Below are 21,868 nucleotides of genomic sequence, written 5' to 3'. Positions count from 1 at the left end.
TCAATGCCAGGGGTGTTCAGTGATCTCGGCGCTGGATTTGACCTCCGGGCAGCGCTATTCGTTGCGCCCATTGTCGGGGGATGACGGCTCATGGCCTTGATGCGCAAGAAGTTGCGCAACTGTGTCGGTGAAAAGTCCTCTAGCGAGGCTGGACGTCAGGTTTATCAAGCCCTCCAGCCAAGTGCGCAAGAAGTTGCGCAGTGGTGCGCAACTTCTTGCGCACTTTTTCAGCGGATCCTTGCCAAAAACCTCTCCGGCGTTGGAAAAACAACCTCAACCACCTGATTTATATAGCATTAATCATTTCTGGCACGGACCTTGATAAAACTCAGGCACCCACCGGGCGATACCGCCTCCCGGGCACCCTAACTTTTAGCAAGGAGCACATCCATGGCTACACCAGCGTACATGTCCGTTACCGGCGAGAAACAAGGCCTGATCACTGCCGGCGCATTCACCGCCGACTCCGTTGGCAACACCTACCAGGAAGGTCACGAAGACCAGGTCATGGTTCAGGCTTTCAGCCACGACGTGATCATCCCGCGTGACCCGCAGTCGGGCCAACCGACCGGTCAGCGTGTACACAAGCCAGTCGTGATCACCAAGGTATACGACAAGTCCTCGCCACTGCTGCAAGCGGCGTTGACCTCCGGCGAGCGCATGAGCGAAATCGTTATCCAGTGGTACCGCACCTCGGCTCAAGGTACCCAAGAGCACTACTACACCACCAAACTGGAAGACGCGATCATCGTCGCCATCAACAACAAAATGCACAACTGCCAGGATCCGTCGAACTCGCACTTCACGCACCTGGAAGAAGTGCAATTCACCTACCGCAAAATCACCTGGACCCACGAAGTATCCGGTACTTCGGGTTCCGATGACTGGCGTGTTCCAGTCGCTTAATCGCGGCTGACGGTTCCAAACATCGGCCAGCTCTGCTGGTCGATGTCATTTGCGCCTTCCAGGAATTTTCGCGTCCGCAAGCGCCCGTTTGGGTGCCGGCGTGCGCCGCAGCACTGCACGAGGAACAAGGGATGTTCGCGCCGGCCAATCAGACTCACTTTGCCCTGACTGTCGAAGGTCTGGAAAACGACCTCCAGGTCCTTGCCCTGCAAGGTCGGGAAGCCATCAGCCAGCCTTTTGTGTTTGAGGTGGAGCTGGTCAGTGAACAGCCGTCCCGGGACCTCGAGACCCTGCTGCACAAACCGGCCTTTTTGCAGCTCTCGCCTGACGGCAGCGGCATTCATGGCCAGATCTACCGCGCCGCCCAAGGCGATTCCGGCAAACGCCTGACCCGCTACGCCGTGACCCTGCGTCCGCAGCTGTCCTACCTGGCGCACCGCATCAACCAACGCATCTTCCAGAACCTCAGCGTGCCGAAAATCATCGGCATGGTCCTCGAAGAGCACGGTATCCAGAGCAACGCCTACCAATTCAAAGTCGGGGCGATTTATCCCGAGCGCATTTACTGCGTTCAGTACGATGAATCGGACCTGCAGTTCATCCAGCGTCTGTGCGAGGAAGAAGGTATTCATTACCACTTCCAGCACAGCGCCACGGCCCACAAGCTGGTGTTCGGCGATGACCAGACGGTGTTCCCGAAACTCGCGCCCGTGGCCTACCAGCAAGACTCCGGCATGGTCGCCAACGACCCGGTGATCAAGCGCTTCGACCTGCGCCTGGAAACCCGCACCAGCCGCACCACCCGCCGCGACTACGACTTCGAAAAACCGCGCCTGACCCTGGAAAGCGAACACCGTGGCGACGCCCTGCCCGACCTTGAAGACTACGACTACCCCGGTCGCTTCATCGACCGCGAACGCGGCAAGCACCTGGCCAAGCGCGCCCTCGAGCGTCACCGTAGCGACTTCCAGCTCGTCGAAGGCAAAAGCGATCAGCCGTTGCTGGTCAGCGGCCACTTCCTGGCCCTGACCGAACACCCTAAGCCTAAGTGGAACGACCTGTGGCTGCTGACCGAAATCCTCCACGAAGGCAAACAGCCGCAAGTGCTGGAAGAGTCGGTCACCAGCAGCACGACGAACCTCAAGGACGATTTCCACCAGGGCTACCGCAACCGCTTCCAGGCCACCCCTTGGGACGTGCCGAACCGCCCGCCGCTGAACCACCCCAAGCCACGGATCCTCGGCAACCAGAGCGCCGTGGTCACCGGGCCCAAAGGTGAAGAGATCCACTGTGACCAGTACGGCCGCGTCAAAGTGCAATTCCACTGGGACCGCGAAGGTCAGGCCGACGACAAAACCAGCTGTTGGCTGCGCGTCTCCTCCGCCTGGGCCGGCGCCCATTACGGTGGCATCGCCATCCCGCGGATCGGCATGGAAGTGCTGGTCAGCTTCCTCGAAGGCGACCCCGACCAACCGCTGATCAGCGGCTGCCTGTACCACAAGGAAAACGTCGTCCCGTACGCCCTGCCGGCGAACAAAACCCGCAGCACCTTCAAAACCCTGAGCTCTCCGGGTGGCGGCGGTTACAACGAACTGCGCATCGAAGACAAGAAAGGCCAGGAACAAATCTTCCTGCACGCCCAGCGCGACTGGGACGAAAACGTCGAACACGACCAGAAAATCCGCGTCGGCAACGAACGCCACGACACCGTGGAGAAGAACAGCTACAGCGAATTCAAGGCCGAAGAACACCACACCGTCTACGCCGACCGCAAAGTCGAAACCCGCGCCAACGACCACCTCACCGTGGGCGTGAACCAGCACATCAAGATCGGCACCGGCCAGTTCATCGAAGCCGGTCAGGAAATCCACCTGAGCAGCGGCATGAAAGTCGTGCTCGAAGCCGGCAGCGAACTCACCCTCAAGGGCGGCGGCAGCTTCATCAAGATCGACGCCAGCGGCGTGACGCTGAGCGGGCCGGTGATCAACATGAACTCTGGAGGTGGGCCGGGAAGTGGGACGGGGGCTGCGCCGTTGTTGCCGGGGGTGTTGAAGCAGGCGGATGCGGACAAGGCTGGTGCGGTGTTGACCCCGGCGCAGATTAATACGCTGAAGCGCAATGCGCCGTTCTGTGAAGAGTGCGAGAAGTGCAAGGCAGGTGTTTGTGCGATCTGATCCGATGACTCCACAGGCTTGGCTGGCTGAACGGCCGTTGCAGACGGGCGAACGTTTGTACCTGATCGTCAGCGCCGCCAGCGATGCCGAAGCGCTCAAGACGCTTTACCAAAATGAACCCACAACCCAGGCGATCCCGATCTGGGGCGGTACACCCTACGCGGCTTGGCAGCCAGTGATGCCCTACCTCACCGAGTTGAAACCCAACTCAAGCTTCCTGTCATGGATTGCCGAAACGGACACCCTCGATTGGGGGTGGCTGGCCATTTCCCGCAGCGAACCGAACGTGGTGTTCGAGCATCTGCGTAGCCTCACTCAGGTGAGGATGCCGGACGGGACTGAAGTGTTTTTCCGGTTCTGGGATGGGCGGCATATCTACCCGATTCTGGAAGGTCTCGGCGATGCCGCTGGGGAAGTGTTGCCGGTGTTTGATCGGTACCTGATTAATGGCAAAAGCCTGGAGGTTGGACCGAGGGTGGTGCCGCCGGCGAAGGATTGGCCTTGGTGGGAGGTTCCGAAGGCGTTGCTGGATGGCCTGACCAAGCAAAACCCATCGACCGTAGTCGGCAACATGATGCAGTGGTTGAAGGAGGATCACGCCGACCTGTACTTCTCGTTTCCCGAACCCAACCTGCGAACAAAAGTGGCGCGCTTCGTAAAACGCACGCCATTCACGGAAGAAAACTTCACCGGGCTGTTGAAGGCCCATCTGGAAAATGAGGTGGCTGTATGAGCATTTTGATGGGTTCGATCGTTGGGAACCTGACAGCGAAACAACCAGATGCTCAGGTCATCGTCAGTGACTTCAAGAAGTGCCTGAAGGATTACCGTGAGCATGCCGAGGCCTGGTACGGCGGAGTCCTGGACGCGGAACAGCAATTCAAGGTCGGTGATGAGGTCCACACTCAGGACAAGGACAGCAAAAAGGAAAACACCCTTTATGCCAACTGCCCGGCAAACGGCAAACTCACGCTTTTGCATAGCTTCGAGTCTGCGCGATTTGTTCCGATCGGTAATACGCCGGTCCGTCTGGTGCCTGTGGTGGATGGCCGGTTCATTGGCAAGAACGAAACCGGACCGGAAATCAACAAGACAATCGACTCGACCGGGATTCTGGAAGTCACCGGCCTCACGCCTAATCAACAATACAAAATCACGTTCTTCCCGAACCCTACACGCGCGCAGATCGACAGCCTGTTCAACTCCTATCAGGGCGTGATCGGCGATTTGAGCGGCTGGTTGCAGACTGAATGGAGCACCAGTTTCCTACCGCTTTGGCAGGCACATACCGACGCATCGATGGGTGGCCGCGCCCTGCAGGAGCTGGAGGCCGCATGGGAAGGCTTTCTGAAAGCGATCATGGGTTTGTGGGGCGATATCAAAAGCCTCTACAACCTGGTTGCGCATCCTCGTGAGAACTACGAGAAGCTGAAAAACTTCTTCACCGAAGAGCAAATCAAGAAGATTTATGACGCCTCCGCTGAGGCCATTCACACCGCCTTGTTGATCGCCAGCGATGAACCACTAATGTGGATCTACGTTGCCGCCATCATGGCCTGGGTGAAGATGCTGCCACCGCAGACATGCACAGAAGTGCTGGCTCAGCTGACCACAGAGTTCCTGCTGAACATTCTGGTTGGTGTGGTCCTGACCGGTGGTCTCGGCCTGGCCGTGCGTATTGGCACGAAGGTAGTTAAAGCCACGCAAAACAGCGCCAAAGTTGTGAAACTGATTGAAGATTTTACCGGCATGCTGATGAAAGTCAGCAAAACAAGCGCCACACCGCATACCGAGGCTGCTCGGCCTTTATTGCTTAATGGCAATTCGGCATTCAACCCGGCGCGTAAAGCCAACGTTGAGATCGCCCCGCCCAAACCCGCCGAAACAGCAATGGCGCCGAAGAAAAAGCCACCTGTCGCCGGTGGAAAAGTGGAAACGGATGCGCAGATCCAGGCGCGCGGCAAAACTGAAAGCGCCACACGCGTCGAGCAAAAAGAGGTGGTCGACAACGCGCCAAACCAATCGAAAAACCCGGCTGACCAACCCACCGAGTGTGCCAACAAAACCTGCCTCAAAGACGACCCGATTTCGATGGTGACCGGCGAGGAACTGCTGACCCTCTCCGACGGCGAGTTGGGTGGGTTGTTGCCTCTGGAATGGACGCGCCTTTACCGAAGCAGTGCGGTCGAAATCGACAGCCGTCTTGGCCATGGTTGGAGCCATTCCTTGTCTCATCGTTTGCAACTGGACGATGAAGGTGTGCTGTGGACGGACAACGAAAACCGCCAGATCCGCTTCCCGATACCAACCGAACAACGTCCGGCTATCACCAACAGCCTGGCGCAGGCGGCGATTTATTTGGGCGATGCACCCGGTGAGTTAATCCTTACCCAGGCGGGACCAAAAGCACGCTTCTATCACTTCCGTGCCGGGCGATTGATCACCATCAGCGATGCCTATGACAATCGGGTGCATATCAGTTATGACTTTGTCGACCGCATTCAACGCATCGACAACGGTGCAGGCCGCGCCTTGCTGTTGCGTTACGACGACCGTCATATCGCCGCAGTGGATCATCAGCAACAACGCTCCGAGTATAACGACCGCGGTGAACGCCAGGATCCATGGCTAACCATTCAGACCTTGGTCTCCTACCGCTACAACACGCGCAATCAGCTCGTATCCTCGACCAATGCAGCAGGTGAAACCGAGCATTACCACTACAACGACCAGCACGTCATTCTGGAACGGCAACTGGCCGGTGGTGCCAGTTTTTTCTGGGAATGGGAGCGTGAAGGCAAGCTTTCCCGTTGCGTCCGCCACTGGGCTAACTACTCGCAGCTGGAAGCGCGTTACGAGTGGGATGACAAAGGTTCAGTGACTGCTTACAACTCCGACGGCAGCGAGCATGTGTACGTGCATGACAAGAATGCGCGTTTGATCAGCGAGACCGCTCCCGATGGTGGGGAAACGCAGAAAGCCTATGACGATCAGGGACGTCTGGTCGCAGTAAAAGACCCGATGGGCGCCATCACCGAATATCAATACAGCGATGCCGGGCGCTTGATGGCCGTGATCCCGCCAGAAGACGAACCGACCCGTTACAACTACTTCAATGGTCAACTCATTGATGTCCAACGAGGTAAAGCGCGCTGGAAGTACGAGCGCAACCGTCAAGGCGATATCACCCAGCAAACAGACCCTCACGGCGCCGAAACCCACTACAACTACGACCGTCAAGGCCGCTTGCTGGAAATCCGCCATCCCGATGGCAGTCGTCATCAACTGGGTTGGAACAACCTCGGTCAACTGTTGGAAGAACGCCTGCCCGACGGCAGCCAACGCAAGTACCGTTATGACGCGCTAGGTCGACAAATCACACGTCAGGATGAAACCGGCGCCATCACCCATTACCAATGGGATGCCGTTGATCGCCTGACACAAATCACCTTCCAGGGCGGCGCCACCCGCGCCTTCACCTATAACCCGTATGGTCGCGTCACCGCCGAACGGGATGAACTCGGGCGCATCACCCGCTACGAATACGCAGACAACCTGCACCTCGTGAGCCGCCGCATCAATCCGGACGGCAGCCATCTGCGCTACCGTTACGACAACTCGCGCCTGCTGCTCACCGAGATCGAAAACGAACGTGGCGAGCACTACCACCTCGACTATTACCCGAACGGCCAGATCCAGCAGGAAACCGGTTTCGACGGTCGCCGTACCGCCTATGAATACGACCTTAACGGTCGGTTGCTGAAGAAAACCGAATTCGGCGACGATGGCAGCGAGCTGATAACCGAGTACCAGCGCGACGCTGCTGGCCGCCTGCTGGTGAAAACCCTGGCTGACGGTGAAGAAATTCACTACAACTATGACGCCCTCGGGCGCCTTGTCAACGTCGACGACAGCCACTGGCCCCTCGCCTACGAATACGATCTGCAAGATCGCCTGATCACCGAACACCAGGGCTGGGGCACTCTGCGCTACGAGTACGACAGCGTCGGCCAACTGAAACACTGCCGCCTGCCGGACGGCAGCAAGCTCGATTACCGCCACCAGCCTGGCGGCCAGCTGAGCAGCATCGACCTCAATGGTTCGCGCCTGACCAGCCACCAGTTCAACGCCGGCCGCGAACAGCAGCGTCAACAAGGGCTGCTGCTCAGCCAATACCAGTACGACGAACAGGGTCGGTTGCAAGCACACAGCGTCAGCCAGCGCGAAAAGAATCTGTTCCAGCGCCGCTACACCTACGACGCCAATGGCAACCTCGCCGGCATCGACGACAGCCGCAAAGGCCACCGCAGCTATCACTATGATCCGCTTGACCGCCTGATCAACGTACGCGGCGCTACGCCTGAAAGCTTCGCCCACGACCCGGCGGGCAACCTCCTCGGCCAAAACAACGAGCCGACCGCGAACCTGGCCAACGTCAAGGGCAACCGCCTGCTGATGCAGGGCGACCGTCATTACGACTACGACGCCTACGGCAACCTGATCCGCGAACGCCGAGGCGCCGGGCAGAAACTCGTTACCGAGTACCGTTACGACTGCCAACATCGCCTGATCGGCGTCAGCCTGCCGGGTGGCAGCGTCGCATCCTACAAATACGACGCCTTCGGCCGACGCATCGAAAAGACCGTCGACGGCCACACCACCGAGTTCCTGTGGCAAGGCGAACGCCTCATCGCCGAGAGCGGCGACAACCGCTATCGCAGCTACATCTACGAACCCGGCAGCTTCCGCCCGCTGGTGATGCTCGATGGCGAAGGCCCGCTAAAGGCCGCGCCGTTCTACTACCAACTCGACCACCTCGGCACCCCGCAGGAACTCACCGACTACAGCGGCGAAATCATGTGGTCGGCCAAGTACCGCGCCTATGGCAACCTCGCTGCGCTGGACGTCGCCGAAATCGACAACCCGCTGCGCTTTCAGGGCCAGTATTTCGATGCCGAGACAGGCTTACATTACAACCGGCATCGCTACTACAATCCGGGGACTGGACGGTTTCTGACGCCGGATCCGATTAAGCTGGCGGGTGGGTTGAACAACTACCAATACGTGCCTAACCCTACGGGGTGGGTGGATCCGATGGGGTTGACAAGCTGTCCTGGAGCGGGTGGTAGCAAGCCGGAAATCAGACTGGAAGATCCACCAGTTAAAGCGACCGTAAATGAAGGATCTCCTCCCCCTCCAGCCCCTCCAAAACCGGACAAGTGGAGTCGGGAACCTAAAAGCATTCAAGATCAGATGACATTACAGGCAGCTAAAGAAGGTCGAGGCGTCGTTATTATCGAAAACCTCAATGATCCTGCCTTTAAAGGAATGGATAAAATTGAGCTCAAGATAAAATCGAAGAACGGAAATGACTCCGTAGTACATTATGTACGCAATCCGCAGACCGGAGAGCTCATGGATTTCAAATTCAAAAAACACAGCACCGATGATATAAAACCTTGGGGTAATGACCCATCAGTGCCACCCGGAGCCATCGACAAATGAAAGTCGTATGCAAAATCAACAATCTGAATGACATATCAGCACCAGAAACCGTCATGCGTTTAAAGCGTTACATATTCATGCCTGACGGCGAGCTAGACTTGCAACTGGGAATGGAATACACGGTTTACGGCATCGAGTTTCGAGACAACTGCCCTTGGTTCTATATATGCGCAGAAGAAGATGATGAGTATCCAAAACCATATGCAGCTGATGTCTTTGATATTATTGATGAGCGACTTTCCTCTCATTGGAAACTTAGCTTTCGAACCCAAGAAAACAACAAATACAAAAGCTCGCTTATATTCCAAGAATGGGCCACAAACATTAGCTTTTATGAAAACTTAATTGATGGCGACGAGCAAGCTATCACTACATTTGCGAAATACAAAACACTTATGGACTCAGAGTAACTTAGCAACCAAAAAAAAAATAACAAGAAAGGCGACAGATCTATTTTCTACGCACTCATGAAAATAAATCTGTTCCTTTTGGCTGCTCCCCTTTTGGCTGAGAAGATGATTAACAAAAATCTGAAATTATTAATTTTTGATTTTTTAGGCGCTGTAGAAACCTCACTACAGTTGCTTGAAGACAAATTCGGCTCGAGATCACTACACCAATTATGGCATGACAATAAAATAGCTCAAAGAGGAGAGATTTTTAAGAGTGTAAGCTATCAATTACATGGGAACGGATGCATGATCGAATACCCGGAGTACTGTGTGGATTTCGATTTCGGGCCAAATGGAAGAACCGATGGATTCGACGCATGGCGCTTGTATAACTATGCATGCGAATTCCCAGAAAAACATGCAAAATACACAAACCTCACTACAGTTGAATCAGAGTTAAACCAATACATTCAAGAAAATATGGTTAAAAAAATAGACAATTCCACCTCCAACTTATATTTTTTACGCAACCAAAAAAGACCAATTAATCTCACATTTAAATTTTCGCCCCTTAAAATTCAGAGTTTTTTAAATTTTATTGGGGCGCTGACAACCTCACTTAGAATTCACGGACTAGCACGCCGCCAACATTGAAAGAAAAGGAGACAGATTTATTTTCTATGCGAATTAAAATAAATCTGTCCCCTTTTTGGTCAAGGATGGGCGAACTGTGACAATACGCGAACACTCCCTTGGCCACGTGAAAGGTAATGAAGGCCCACACTTCAATACAGAAGTCACTGGGACCACAGGTACAAAAGCAGCCCTAAAAGAGGGAGACAACTCACACACCTACTTCAAGAAAGAAAAACCATGAGCACATTTTATACTTGTGAACCAGTAATAAAGCTATGGGAGCAACCAACCTATACTACTGCTCCCGGATTCATAACTTTTTCATTTCTTGGTCCGTCCATTTTGGAAGTATGGGGCACTTGGAGCAAAGTCACTAATTCTTTGGCACCCGAATGGTCAATCGTGATGAAATGGCGAACAGTTGGCTACTCCTTGGAGCAACATAAAATTCAAGAGGTACGTCTACGCAAAGAAATTGAAAAAACCTTAACCGACGAAGATTTAATAAAAAAAAATGAAACATCAAAAATATATTCATATATTCAATCCAGCAATAGCCTAGACAACAAGTTCGAACCAAACGAGTTAACACAGCATCGAAATACAATTCTAATCTTCAAAAAGTCCACCCCTAACCTCAACCTTATATGGGAACAGCTTAGTAAAGCAGACAAAGGCATCACCTCGCAAAACATCTTTGACCTTTTAACAAATAGTCGAGAAACCCTCATAGGCCGCTTCATAGAAAGCGATACTCATTCAGCCGCACAACTTATCGCCCCAATAGAGTATAGCGATAAAATAAAATCCTTAATTGAAATGTTAGACACCATAAAAACAACCAAAACTGAAATACCAAACATCATTCAAAGCTTTTAAAACAAAACCCAACATAAATGGCAAGTGACCGCAAGAAAGCGGTGCAGTGATTTCATCTTATCCAACAGGGGTCACCCCATGAAAGGTTATGAAAAAAAACGAGACTTATGAAAAGCTTCACTCATGGATCGGCGATTCGGAGGAGTCAAACTGGACTGAGTACGGTACAGAGCTTGTTGCAAAGTCAGTCCTTATAAAGAAAAGGTGACAGATTTATTTTTCTAGTCACCTTTCTCTAAGCGTTCATAAAAATAAATCTGTCACTTTTTCGATTGACCAAATCAATTTCAAGGTCAAAAATGAGCAATCCAAAAATAATCCCAAGAAAAGTCTGGTGGGGTCTGGAAGCGAAATCGTATACAGAAATCGCGCAAGAACTCCCTACAAACGACGACTCCTTACGCAGATGGATTGCTATATACGCGGTATACCATTTGAATTTTACAAACAGATATCCAGGAGAGCTCTATTATAAGTTCTTGGAAGACGCAAAATATTCAAAATATGTAGCAATAGACTTCACAATACCTAAGTCAATAATTGAAACAAGAGATAGCATTGGAAGCAGAGACGCTACCATTATCAAGTGTCAAACGTTAGAAACCGAAGAAGAGATAAATGACTACCTTCAAGAGAACAACATCAATCCAGAGCTATTCACTCCACCTTGGACATGTGACTATCCGCTAGACTGAAAGGCGAATCGAAAAAAAGAAGAGAAGGAACAGGACAAGGAACAGGGGACAGGGGACAGGGGACAGGGGACAGATTTATTTTCTACTCGTTCATAAAAACAAATCTACCCACTAAGTTTGGCCACAAGGAGCAAAAATGAAGTTCTGGAACGATATCGATGGCAGCATTTTTTTCAATCAGATTTTCAAAAGCCCCGTACCAATCGGCTTCATTGAACTTTCCACAGTAAATATCGACAACAACAGACCAACGATAATACTGGAATTTGACATCGAAGAGCTCCCTGACGCCCCTCCCGCAAAATGGAAAAAGGCTGAATTCAATACATGTTGCATCGGTTTAAACTGCAGCGAAATCAGCAACCTGACGATCAAAAATATACCTACAAAAGAAAAACTTAGCATAAGAATCACTCAGAGCGAAAATCTCTTCACGATTCACGCTTCGAACAACAGCTCGATAATTGAATTCACAACGAAATATCCACTACTTTGTGGACCCTCAGTTTACATGAGCGATAAAAAACCCGAGTTCACTTAAAACCAAATCTGACTCAATTTTTCTGCCCCTCGGGACGGCTGACAAAAGCATCGGACATTTCCCACAAAACCCGTCGCTCCCAATGAACTTGTACACCCCTTCTTCCCCAGATAACCTCCCCCAGCCGCTGCAACCTCAGCGACCGGTTTTGACAGGCCGAACACGATCAAGGCATGCAAATGCCGCTTTGCGGCTCCATTGTTTCAGGAGCTTCACGATGAAAAAATTTCCACCCGAATCCCTCGACCCCAATCAACTCAGCCAAGCAACCCAACGCACCATCAGCGCCCGTCTCCGCGACCCACAAAATCCCGACCCCATCAGCCACGTTTTCACCCTCCTCCCCAACATTGACACCGAAACCCTGCTAAGCCACGCCTACGAAACCCTCGCCTCGCTCAACGTGCTGACCACTGACTTTGCCCGCGAACTCGAAGGCTCGCACCGCAGTCTGGCGCTATCGATTCAGCAATTGGCCGTACTGGGCGAGTTATTGGTAAACCGGGCGCTGGACAACCTCGATCCACCCGGTGGGGCGTCCGACGCTGAGGAGGTTCAACCATGACTCGATACATGCCGATTACCGGCATCGACTGCACGATCCCTTCCCTGCTGATCGACACCGAAGCGCCTGTCGACGTGTTGCACGACACGGCGGCGTATCGCATTCGCAGCGTCACTCAACTATTGGAAACGCTTTCCCTGGGCGAAGCGATTGGTGGTGATGCTGCGCTGTTGCAAGAGTTTGCGCGGGTGTTGGCACTCCCGTTGCGCGATGGTTGCGATTTGCTGGATGTGGTCGGGCGGCGGCTACAGGCGCAGCTTTAAATTTCCCAATAAAAATGGGCGACTTCAAGGTCGCCCATTTTTATGTCCGACACATTTAAACATCGCCGCCCAGACTTATACACGCTGCACTTCACAAGAGTTTGTTAAAAACTGTCTTTAAATTTCTGATCAATCCAAAAAATCGGCGAGTAAAAAAACTGGCTATTCGGTCAAGTAACGCCTCACCTGAAAATAGCAAAAAACAAAACAATGGTTTTCAGCTCGCCTTCAAATTATGCTTGGGCCTACAGTATGGAGGCTGTGATTTATGTTCAAACTCAAGCGGAAAACGTGGATTTTTCTCTTGGTCTACATAGTAGGTGTCAGTGGCTATATCTACTACCTCTACGTCGAGACTCAAGGGATCCTCACTGACAATATTAATAACAAGCTGCTGCATGCCGCGTTGGGCGCTTCGGCCATCCTTGGCGATCGCTACCATGACAATCTGATCGACAAACAGTCCAAATCCGAGGCGGAGGACTGGAATGCCATTCAACGGCTCTCCAGCTTCAACGATTCCATGGGGACTGCTTTTGTCTACAGTGTGGTCAAACGCTCGGGCGAGGCTTATCTAGTCAGCTCCAGCGCATCGAAAAAAGAGATCTTGGAGAAGAATTTCGTACGCTTTTTCGATCCCTACCCGGATGCCAGTCAGGCTTTGCTCGACAGTTTTGAGCGCACCGAACCCACCTGGATCGACTACTCGGATCACTGGGGAGATTTTCGCGCCGTCTTCGTCCCGATGAGATCGCAGGACGGTACGATTTATATTGCGGGTGCGGAGATGACGTTGGCGGATTACTACCAGCAACTTAATCAAGACTCCCTGCAGCATATCATCCTGGCCATTCTGGTATTTCTCGTCTTCAGCCTTATACGCATGCGCGCTCATCTCCAGCAATTGCAAATAAACGAAGAGGTATTGAATCAGGCAAAAAATGCCGCCGAGGACGCTGATCGTTCAAAAACCAGATTTTTGGCCACCATGAGTCATGAAATTCGCACGCCCATGTACGGTGTTATCGGCGCGACGGAGTTGCTGGCGAGGTCCGCCCTGAACCGCGAGCAAAGCAGTCTGCTACAAACGATTAATACAAGCGGGCGAGCCCTGCTGTCTCTTATCGACAACATTCTCGACCTTGCAAAAATCGAAGCGGGAAAACTTGAATTGACGCCTCGTGTCTTCGAAATCAGAGCTCTGGTTTCATCCAGTATTGAAATGATCCGGCAAAACATTCAGGACAAGCCAATTGTACTTGAGGCCCTGGTCTCACCAGACGTACCTCCCTTGGTCAAAACCGATACCAATTGCCTGCGCCAGATATTGATCAACTTGCTGGGCAATGCGGTTAAATTCACCGAAGCCGGAAAAGTATCGCTCATGGTCACGACTAGCGGTTACGGCACTCGGGCCCGACTCGAATTCTCCATACGCGATACCGGCATAGGTATCCCAATGGAACGGCAAGACAGCCTGTTCAAGCCCTTTGCTCAGTTTAAAGGACCGGCCAGTCAACGCTTTACCGGGAGTGGGCTCGGTCTTTCCATCTGCAAAAATCTGGTCGAGGCGCAGCAGGGGACTTTATCCTTTACCAGTCAGCCTGGCGTCGGATCGACGTTCTCCTTCTCACTCCCCATGGAGCTTTTTTCAGTCTCGGAACTACCCATCCGGGATGATCATGCATCGGTTGATTTCGACTCATCCTTTGCCGAGGATTACCCGCTCGATATTCTGCTGGTGGAAAACCATCCCGTGAGTCAGAAAGTTGCAATGGCGATGTTACAAGAGTTGGGCTATGCACCCGGTCTTGCGTCAAATGGCTTGGAGGCGGTCAATCAGTGCATGACTTCGACCCCAGATATCATTTTTATGGATATCAACATGCCTGTCATGGATGGGCTAACGGCCATCCGTAAAATCCGCAAACGACCACTGGGCGATACTTGCTACATCGTTGCTTTCACCGCGAGTGCTTTTTCGGGCGAGATAGAACGTTTCCGGGCCGCCGGTGCCAATGACATTTTAACCAAACCGGCGACCTTTCAGGCCTTGACCCGCGTGCTACAGCGTGCAACCAACTACCGGCAGCAGCTCCAGGCCAGCACGCCGATAATGGATACAATTTCGGGTTGAAATGGACTCAGGCTACAAACGCCATTACAGCCCCCCGGTAGGGTGTCCGGCGCCACAGCTTTAACCCAGCCAATAAAAATGGGCGACTTCAAGGTCGCCCATTTTTTATATCCGAAACTTTTAAACATTGCGTTCCAGAGGAGGTGTTCGCCCAGTGTAATGGCCTGGCAATCCATGCACCGGTAAAGAGCCCTGACACCGGGCGAACGGGAAGGATTTTAATAGAATTTGGCCGATATGTCCTCGGTATAAACATGAAATTTATGCACGTGATATTTCGTAAGCCTTTGCTAAAACTTCAGATACAAACTTCTTAAACTCACCAGTTCGACCATTAAAAATGATTGTTCTTATACAATTATTTGTACAAGAACAATCAATACGTACAAGTAATGATCAGCTTGGGTGTTGGCTGGTTACTTTCAGCACATCGGTATAGGTCACCATAACGCTCTGCCCAACTTTCAGATCTTTCAGTTTCGCCTGGACTTCAGGCCTTTCGACGTTGACGGTTTTGGATTGGCCGGCCGGGTTTTGGAAGGTCAGCTGGTTTTTCTTCAGGTCGATGTGGGTGGTGTTCAGGCTTCGGGATCGTCGACTTCGTGGGCAACGTTCACGGCGGGCTCCTGCCGGTATTATTACGGTAGAGAGATGGAGGCCTCTGGGAGTTCCTGTGGATTGGACGCATTGAGCAGGATCAAAAAATCGCAGCCTTCGGCAGCTCCTACACCGACCGAGTACACCCGCGACATTGCGGCATAGGCATAACCCTCTTTTGATCTTAATACCCGGTCATCTCCAGATACCCCTGCCCGCCATGGCTGCCGCTCAGCCGCACCGGTCCTTCCCAATAGGGAATGCGCAAGTCCATCCAGGCCTTGGGGTTGAGGGCACCGATTGTGATATCGAGGTGCTTGGCGGGTATCTTGATCGACCAGCTCACAGGCATCGAACGGCCAGCGACATTGGCCTTCTCCTGTGGGGTGAGGCTGATGTCGTCGGCATGCAATAACTGCGTTTGCCCTTGGGCATCGATCCAGGTGCCGGTGAGGTACGGCGCGCCGTCCTTTTGCCGCATGCGATAGAGCATGACCTGTTCGCCGCTGTCCAGGTGCAGGGAGAACCAGTCCCAACCGGTCTGGTTGGCGGTCAGGGGTTGGCTGCTCCACTCGCGGTCGAGCCAGGCCGGGCCGCTGACCGTGTAGGTTTTGCCATCGATTTCCAATGTGCCGCTGGCCTGGAAAAACGGCTGGCTGTAGTAGTACGACGCCTGGCCTTGTTCGGATTTCTGGCTGAAGCCTTTGTCGCCCTGAAGTATCAGTGGACGTGTGGAGGTCAGTCGAAGCTGGTATCTAAAAGCCTTGTCGCGGGCGCTGAGTTGCAGGTCCGCCAGCGGATTTTCATTGCTGGCCTGACTACTGAAATGCCAATCGTCGATCCATGCATTGAACGGCGCCAGGCTCACGCCGGCCTGGCCGACGCCGCCTCGGGCGTAGCGTTCGGCGGCGTGATGTACCGTGGCGGAAGTCACGGCCGCGTGGCCCAGCCAGATGGTCTGATTGCCCCAGCCGGGTTGCTCGGGGGTCGCTTTCAAGGCGCTGCGAAACAGTGTCCATTGCGCGCCGAATTCCTGGCCCTGATCGTCTTTGAGGTTGGCGGTGATGTACCACCATTCGATGCGAAAGCCATCGTGGGGGCCGTGGTCCGCCGGGAAATTGAAAACTCGCCCAGGCACCACCGGGGTAAATGCGGCGGCCTGATGGCCAAGGCCGGCGAAGCCTTTTTCCGGCGCAGGTGTGTTGTCGCATCCATTCAGCAGCGCGGCCAGTAGCAACACGCCGACCTTAATCTTCATGAGCAAACGTCCTCAACAGATCCGCCGGTTGCGTGCGATACAGCGAGTACAACGGCCACGCCGAAGCGAGCAAGGTCGCGAGCAAGGCCAGGCCCATCAACTGCAACAGTTGCAACGGAAACACCCGCAACGGCAAGCGCCAACCGAAGGCCTGAACGTTGATCACCGTGTCCAGGCACCACGCCAACGCGATGCCCAAGGGCAACGCCAGCACCAGCGTCAGTACCGCCAGCAACCAGGTTTGCCCGAGGTTCAGCAGCATCAATTGGCGCCGAGTCACGCCCAGCGCCCACAGTGGCGCGAGTTGCCCAAGGCGGCTTTGGCTCTGGGTCAGCAGGCTGATGAACAGTGCCACGCCCGCGACGCACAGCGTCAGGCTGTTGAGCGCGGCGGTGGCGGCGAAGGTGCGTTCGAACACTTGCGTGGACCAGCCCTTGAGCCGGACCTGATCGACGATACGGCTGTCGTCCAGGGCGAAGCGTGCTTGCAGCGCGGTCAGGAACCCGGGGATCGATGCCGGGTCGATGCGCAGGTTGAAACGGTTGGGCGTCAACTGCGGCCAGCCGCGCAGCAGATGATTAATGTTGACCAGCAGATGCCCCTTGGGATTGCCGTAGTCGGCGTAGATCCCGACGATCCGCGGAGACCATGGGCCATTCGGCGTGGGGATCGTCAGGTGATCACCGAGCCGTACCTTCAACCGCCGGGCCAATTGTTCGCTGAGCATCAGCGCGTCGTCCTTGGCCAGTCGCTCCCAAGGGTTGTCGCCCAAGGCTTCCAGCAGCGGCCAGTGCTGGCGATAAGTCGGGTGGTCGATCACGCCAAAGACGTCCGCCGGCCAGCCCTGCAACTGGATCGATACCTGCCAGTTCGGTAGCACCGCGCTGACGTGGGGTTGTTGTTTGAGCCAGGTGTGCAGTTCTCGAGCCTGGGCGGGATTTTGCGGATTGAGGTACAGCTCGGCGGTCAACCGTTGTTCGAGCCAGTTGCTGAAGGTCTGACGGAAACCGGCGGTCATGCTGCCGGCGCCGATGTTTGCCGCCAGCGCCAACAACAGCGCCATCAAGGCAAGGCTCAGGGCCGGCAGTTGCTGGCGGCAGTCGGCGAGAAACCATTGGCCGAGCACCGAACGACTGCGCCCAAGCACCCAGTTGAGCACACTGTTCAACACCACCGGCAAGGCCAGTGCGGCGCCAATCAACAACGCGCCCATCAACACGAAGCCGCTGCTCAGGCTGTCGCCGAAGATCAACGCCAATAACGCGATCATCGTCGCCATCGCCGCGACCCACCCCTGGCGCCGCAACCAGCGCGCGTGGGCCAGGTGCCAGGCTTGCGGATTGGCCAGCGCCAGCAACGGCAAACGCGCCGCCCGCAGCAAACTGTTGGCACCGGCCAGCAAGGCACCGAACAGGCTCAGGCCGATACCGCTGAACCACCACAGCGGACTGAGGTTCAACTGCCCCGGCACTTCGGCGCCGTACAAGCCGCGCAGGCTGGCGGCGACGTCCGGCAACAGCACGCCGGCCAGCAGGTAGCCGCTGACGACGCCGGCGATACCACCGATCAGCGCCAGAGCACCCAGCTCGACGGCAAGGCAGGCAATCAACATGCGGGCACTGACCCCGCAGGCGCGCAGGGTTCTGAGCAAGCTTCGGCGTTGCTCCAGCGCCAGGCCGATCGCCGCGTGAACGATGAACAGACCGACCACGAACGACAGGAAGCCCAAGGCATCGAGGTTCAGGTGGAAGCTCTCGGTCAGGCGCGCGAGGTTGTTTTCTTCGCCGCTGCTTTTGAACTGGAGTTGGCCCTTGAGCTCATCAGGCAGGGTCGCGGTGAAATCCTTGGGCAGCAGCAGGCGTGACAATTGATCGGGTAATTGCAGAATCTGTTGGGCGAAGCCGATGTCCACCAGCAACACACCGGGCGCCATGTCGGTCTGGGCACGCAGCGGCGGCAAGGTGACTCCACTCCGGGCTACCGGGGTTTCACCTTCGCGCAAGCCCAACGCCTGTAAAGTCTGCGGTGAAATCCAGGTGCTGCCAGGCGAGGTGAAAAACTCGACGATCAGCTCGATCGGCAACGACCGCCCGGCCACTGCGGAACCAGCCGGCAGCGACACAGGCTCAATCCCCATTAACTGCAAGCGCTGCTCTTCATGACCCTTGAGCGTCAACCGGCCTTGCAACACGGGCGATACCGGCCAACCCGCACGACGCAGATCGACAAACACTTGCTGGGAAAACACCCCACCGCCGAGTGCCGTGAGACTGGCTTGCGGTTCGCCGCCGATCAGCTGACTGGCTCGGGCGTAGCTTTCTCGCGCCTGGCTGTTCAGCGCTTGCACGCCGGTCAGCAGGCTGGTGGCGAGCCAGAGCCCGGTCAGCACACTGAAAAATTGCACCGGGTGCTGTCGCCAATGGCTGAGCAGCGCCCGCAGCGTCTCACGAAAAACCCGCACTTCAGCGCTCGTCCGCGCCAGCCAGACGGCCACCGTGCAGCACCACTTTGTCTGCCAGCCGCGCGGCGACCCGTGGGCTGTGAGTGACCATCAACAAAGTTGTCGGGCTGTCGTCGAGCAGTTCCAGCAACAACTTCAACACCTCATCGCTGGTGGCTTCATCGAGGCTGCCGGTGGGCTCGTCGGCCAGCAGCAGTTTGGGTTGCGATGCCAGGGCGCGACCTAAGGCGACCCGCTGCTGTTGCCCACCAGACAGTTGCTCCGGATAGCGCCGCAGCAAATCTCCCAACCCAAGACGTTGCACCAGATGCGCCTGCCAACGTGGATCGTGGCGCCCGGCCAGACGTGCCTGAAACGCCAGATTGTCTTCAACGCGCAAACTGCCAATCAGGTTGAACTGCTGGAACACCAGACCGATTTCGGTCCGCCGCCAGTTCGCCAATTGGCTTTCGTTCATCTGCTCCAGCCGATGCTCGCCGCTGCGGATGCTGCCGCGATCGACCTTGTCCAGCCCGGCGATCAGGTGCAGCAAGGTGCTCTTGCCACTGCCCGATTCACCCATCAGCGCCAGGCTGCTGCCGGGTTTCAACGTGAGGTCGACGCCTTGCAATACCGGCAGCGGGCCTTGGGGGGTGGCGTAGCTTTTGAAGACGCCCTGGACCGAAAGCATGAGGGGAGACTCGTTGAAGGCAGTGGGCCTAGGATAGCGGACGGCAGCGGGACCGCGTTATCGTTCTTCGCGAGCAAGCCCGCTCCCACAGGGATCGCCGGTGTACACAAAATCTGTGTTCACACCCATCAAATGTGGGAGCGGGCTTGCTCGCGAAGGGGCCGGCTTAGCCAACAAACAACCTCACTGCCCCACCGCCACACTCGGCACCACCCGCCCCGGCGTCACAATGCTGTTCAGGTCAATGTGCTTCCACTCTGGCTTGGCCCCCAACCGTGCATTGAAACGATAGTTAAAGGTGAAATCGTCCCCCGTCGGCACACTCAAGGGTTTGCCATACACCGCCTCAATCCCCGCTAGGTCATAACCCATCACCTGCAGCAACGTCGGGAAGATGTTGTAGTGGCTGGAGCGATCCTTGTTGGCCGGCAATTGCGCCTGCCAGTCCAGGGTCTGCAAATCGCTGCCGGAAATCACCACCAACGGCACCAACCCTTCCTCCTCCACCGGATCATCACCGCAGTGCGTATTGAGCCCCGGGTTACCGCGCTCGTGCAGATCCTGCCCGTGATCAGAGGTGTAGATCAGCAGCGCATGGCTCAGATCCGCCTGAGCAAACACCCGTGCGAAGAACTCGCCGACATTCCACAGCACGGTATTTTTATAGGCGTTGCGGTACAGCAACCAATCATCCGGCTGACCGTTGAAACCATCGCGTGTGCCCGTGTCCGCCACTTCGACGAACTGCCCGCGGGGCAATGTCGGGCGGTAAGCCATAAAGGCGTCCGGGTACTTGTCGTGTACCGGAAAATGCGCACCGACCTTGTTGATCACTACCAGCTCCGGCTTACCGTCGTTGAGCAACTCAATCAGCTTGGCCGCCGCTGCCATGTCGCGGTCACGCACGCTGGTGCGGTCGAATTGCACGAACTCGTCGATGTCCTTTTGCTCGGCAGCGTTCATCAGGTTCTGCAAGTTGCCGCCCGTGCGCTGGGAGTCGATGTAAACGGTGCGCAGCCCGGCTTTTTTTGCGTACTGCCAGATCGACGGCAATGTGCTGTTGATCCGCATGTAGTCGGCGCGGGTGCCACCGTAGCGCAGGGTGACATTGGTGTCGGCGCTGCAATTGGCGATGGACGCCGCGTAGCCATAATTGAAGATGTCCACGCCCGGGCGCGGTTCCTTGAGATTGCTGTGCACACCGAACGGCGTGTTGATGTCCAGGTAGTTGCCGGAAATGCTCTCGTCGATGATCAGCACAATGTCGTGCCCCACCGGCTGATCGACGCGCGACAGGCTCACTGGCTCACGCGGCCCGACGGTGTTGTGCAGCGCTTCATAGGTGAACAGATTCAGATAGGCCAACGGTGTGTACATGATCGGCAAGCCACGGGCGCCCTCGCCGGCCCGCACGAACAGCACGGTGCTGAGCATCAGTACCCCGAACACTGGCGCCGCCACCAACAGTGCACCCGGTAATGGCGCCCGTCGCCGCGGCTTGAGCCCGATACCGAACAGCAGCAACAAACCACTGACCATCGCGCTGATGATTGCATCGCGGTACTGGTACACGGCCTCTTGAATGAAGCCACCGGAATACACCAGCGACACAAAACTGCTGTAGGTCATGTAACCGGCAGTCACTTGCGTATAGACGTCGAAGAACACCGCCGAGCCAGACATCACCAACGCGAACAGATGACGGATCAGCGTCTGGCGGATGTACGCGGTCATGAACAACGCCACTGTCAGCACGACGAACATTGCGCCATACAGCAGCACAGGAAAACCGATGCCCAGCGCGTCAAGACGATCGAGGTAGTAGTCGTAACTCTTGAGTAAATACAGAACCAGTAACAGTTCCTTGAGGTAACGGATCATGGTGATTACAGCACCTCCGTGGCCAATGGATTGTCGGCCATTTTCTGACACTAGCACCGAGCCCTCGAAGCGCAAGAAATGCCGGTTTTTTCCCCAAAGCGTCAAAAAAACGTTGCCTCGAATCTGACACACTCAAGTGTCTGTAACCCTTGTGTTTCAAGCCCTACGACCGTTTATCGTTTTCTTAAAACCCTCACAAACCCCTCAAAATCGCGGCAAATCCAGCAGCGGCAAGCACTTGATGGCAAAAAGCCCGTCAAACCGGGGTTTTCCCGGTCGCGCTACCCGTCATTTTGCTGACTCGCTTT

The 21,868-nt window shown here is 55.1% G+C and carries 18 protein-coding genes and 1 pseudogene; 14 read left to right on the top strand and 5 right to left on the bottom strand.

Features of this window, described 5'->3' with window-relative positions:
* Window positions 1-90: 90 nt before the first annotated feature.
* The 14 genes from ACZ9IM_RS13685 to ACZ9IM_RS13620 all read left to right on the top strand — a co-directional run bounded on the left by ACZ9IM_RS13685 (window position 91) and on the right by ACZ9IM_RS13620 (window position 14,693).
* Window positions 91-285 carry a hypothetical protein gene (locus tag ACZ9IM_RS13685; protein WP_476224213.1) on the top strand — a complete coding sequence of 65 codons (195 nt, stop codon included), beginning with the start codon at window positions 91-93 and terminating at the stop codon, window positions 283-285.
* Between the two features lie 105 nt (window positions 286-390).
* Complete coding sequence (locus tag ACZ9IM_RS13680) at window positions 391-906, top strand: Hcp family type VI secretion system effector (RefSeq protein ID WP_007900657.1); 516 nt, start codon at window positions 391-393, stop codon at window positions 904-906.
* Between the two features lie 131 nt (window positions 907-1,037).
* Window positions 1,038-3,080 (top strand): type VI secretion system Vgr family protein, encoded by a 2,043-nt coding sequence (locus ACZ9IM_RS13675; protein WP_476224212.1) that lies wholly within the window; start codon window positions 1,038-1,040, stop codon window positions 3,078-3,080.
* 4 nt (window positions 3,081-3,084) lie between these two features.
* Window positions 3,085-3,813 carry a DUF4123 domain-containing protein gene (locus ACZ9IM_RS13670; RefSeq protein WP_427623826.1) on the top strand — a complete coding sequence of 243 codons (729 nt, stop codon included), beginning with the start codon at window positions 3,085-3,087 and terminating at the stop codon, window positions 3,811-3,813.
* On the top strand, window positions 3,810-8,585 hold the full coding sequence (locus tag ACZ9IM_RS13665; protein ID WP_476224211.1) for an RHS repeat-associated core domain-containing protein: 4,776 nt from the start codon (window positions 3,810-3,812) through the stop codon (window positions 8,583-8,585). Before ACZ9IM_RS13670 ends, ACZ9IM_RS13665 begins: the two co-directional genes overlap by 4 nt.
* The gene (locus ACZ9IM_RS13660; protein WP_007900671.1) at window positions 8,582-8,995 is read left to right on the top strand and encodes a hypothetical protein; all 414 of its coding nucleotides are present in this window, start codon (window positions 8,582-8,584) and stop codon (window positions 8,993-8,995) included. The genes ACZ9IM_RS13665 and ACZ9IM_RS13660 overlap by 4 nt, the downstream gene beginning before the upstream one ends.
* Before the next feature lie 105 nt (window positions 8,996-9,100).
* Complete coding sequence (locus ACZ9IM_RS13655; RefSeq protein ID WP_476224210.1) at window positions 9,101-9,631, top strand: DUF6896 domain-containing protein; 531 nt, start codon at window positions 9,101-9,103, stop codon at window positions 9,629-9,631.
* 55 nt (window positions 9,632-9,686) lie between these two features.
* A complete protein-coding gene (locus ACZ9IM_RS13650; protein WP_427623823.1) occupies window positions 9,687-9,854 on the top strand; it encodes an HNH/endonuclease VII fold putative polymorphic toxin in 168 nt (55 codons plus the stop codon).
* Window positions 9,851-10,492 carry a hypothetical protein gene (locus ACZ9IM_RS13645; protein WP_476224209.1) on the top strand — a complete coding sequence of 214 codons (642 nt, stop codon included), beginning with the start codon at window positions 9,851-9,853 and terminating at the stop codon, window positions 10,490-10,492. The genes ACZ9IM_RS13650 and ACZ9IM_RS13645 overlap by 4 nt, the downstream gene beginning before the upstream one ends.
* A 299-nt stretch (window positions 10,493-10,791) precedes the next feature.
* Window positions 10,792-11,187 carry a hypothetical protein gene (locus tag ACZ9IM_RS13640; RefSeq protein WP_427623819.1) on the top strand — a complete coding sequence of 132 codons (396 nt, stop codon included), beginning with the start codon at window positions 10,792-10,794 and terminating at the stop codon, window positions 11,185-11,187.
* 136 nt (window positions 11,188-11,323) lie between these two features.
* On the top strand, window positions 11,324-11,728 hold the full coding sequence (locus ACZ9IM_RS13635) for an Imm50 family immunity protein (RefSeq protein WP_427623817.1): 405 nt from the start codon (window positions 11,324-11,326) through the stop codon (window positions 11,726-11,728).
* Window positions 11,729-11,945: 217 nt separating this feature from the next.
* On the top strand, window positions 11,946-12,293 hold the full coding sequence (locus tag ACZ9IM_RS13630) for a DUF6124 family protein (RefSeq protein ID WP_427623816.1): 348 nt from the start codon (window positions 11,946-11,948) through the stop codon (window positions 12,291-12,293).
* Entirely contained in the window at window positions 12,290-12,556 is a 267-nt protein-coding gene (locus tag ACZ9IM_RS13625) for a hypothetical protein (protein WP_427623814.1), read from the top strand. Before ACZ9IM_RS13630 ends, ACZ9IM_RS13625 begins: the two co-directional genes overlap by 4 nt.
* Window positions 12,557-12,824: 268 nt before the next feature.
* Entirely contained in the window at window positions 12,825-14,693 is a 1,869-nt protein-coding gene (locus ACZ9IM_RS13620; RefSeq protein ID WP_427623812.1) for an ATP-binding protein, read from the top strand.
* Window positions 14,694-15,089: 396 nt separating this feature from the next.
* Here ACZ9IM_RS13620 and ACZ9IM_RS13615 read toward each other — a convergent pair.
* The 5 genes and pseudogenes from ACZ9IM_RS13615 to ACZ9IM_RS13595 form a co-directional block, all read right to left on the bottom strand.
* Window positions 15,090-15,275, bottom strand: a pseudogene (locus ACZ9IM_RS13615) (hypothetical protein); the annotation flags it as partial.
* Window positions 15,276-15,474: 199 nt separating this feature from the next.
* Window positions 15,475-16,548 (bottom strand): lipocalin-like domain-containing protein, encoded by a 1,074-nt coding sequence (locus ACZ9IM_RS13610; protein ID WP_476224208.1) that lies wholly within the window; start codon window positions 16,546-16,548, stop codon window positions 15,475-15,477.
* Window positions 16,538-19,009, bottom strand: coding sequence for an ABC transporter permease (locus ACZ9IM_RS13605; protein WP_427623842.1), 2,472 nt, complete (start codon window positions 19,007-19,009; stop codon window positions 16,538-16,540). The genes ACZ9IM_RS13610 and ACZ9IM_RS13605 overlap by 11 nt, the downstream gene beginning before the upstream one ends.
* Before the next feature lies 1 nt (window position 19,010).
* The gene (locus ACZ9IM_RS13600) at window positions 19,011-19,679 is read right to left on the bottom strand and encodes an ABC transporter ATP-binding protein (protein ID WP_008013141.1); all 669 of its coding nucleotides are present in this window, start codon (window positions 19,677-19,679) and stop codon (window positions 19,011-19,013) included.
* Window positions 19,680-19,862: 183 nt separating this feature from the next.
* Window positions 19,863-21,560 carry a sulfatase-like hydrolase/transferase gene (locus tag ACZ9IM_RS13595; protein ID WP_427623809.1) on the bottom strand — a complete coding sequence of 566 codons (1,698 nt, stop codon included), beginning with the start codon at window positions 21,558-21,560 and terminating at the stop codon, window positions 19,863-19,865.
* Window positions 21,561-21,868 lie beyond the last annotated feature (308 nt).

It is taken from the genome of Pseudomonas sp. TE12508, from assembly GCF_056279485.1.
Note: the sequence above shows the minus strand (reverse complement) of the source record. Positions and strands in the feature narration are given on the sequence as shown.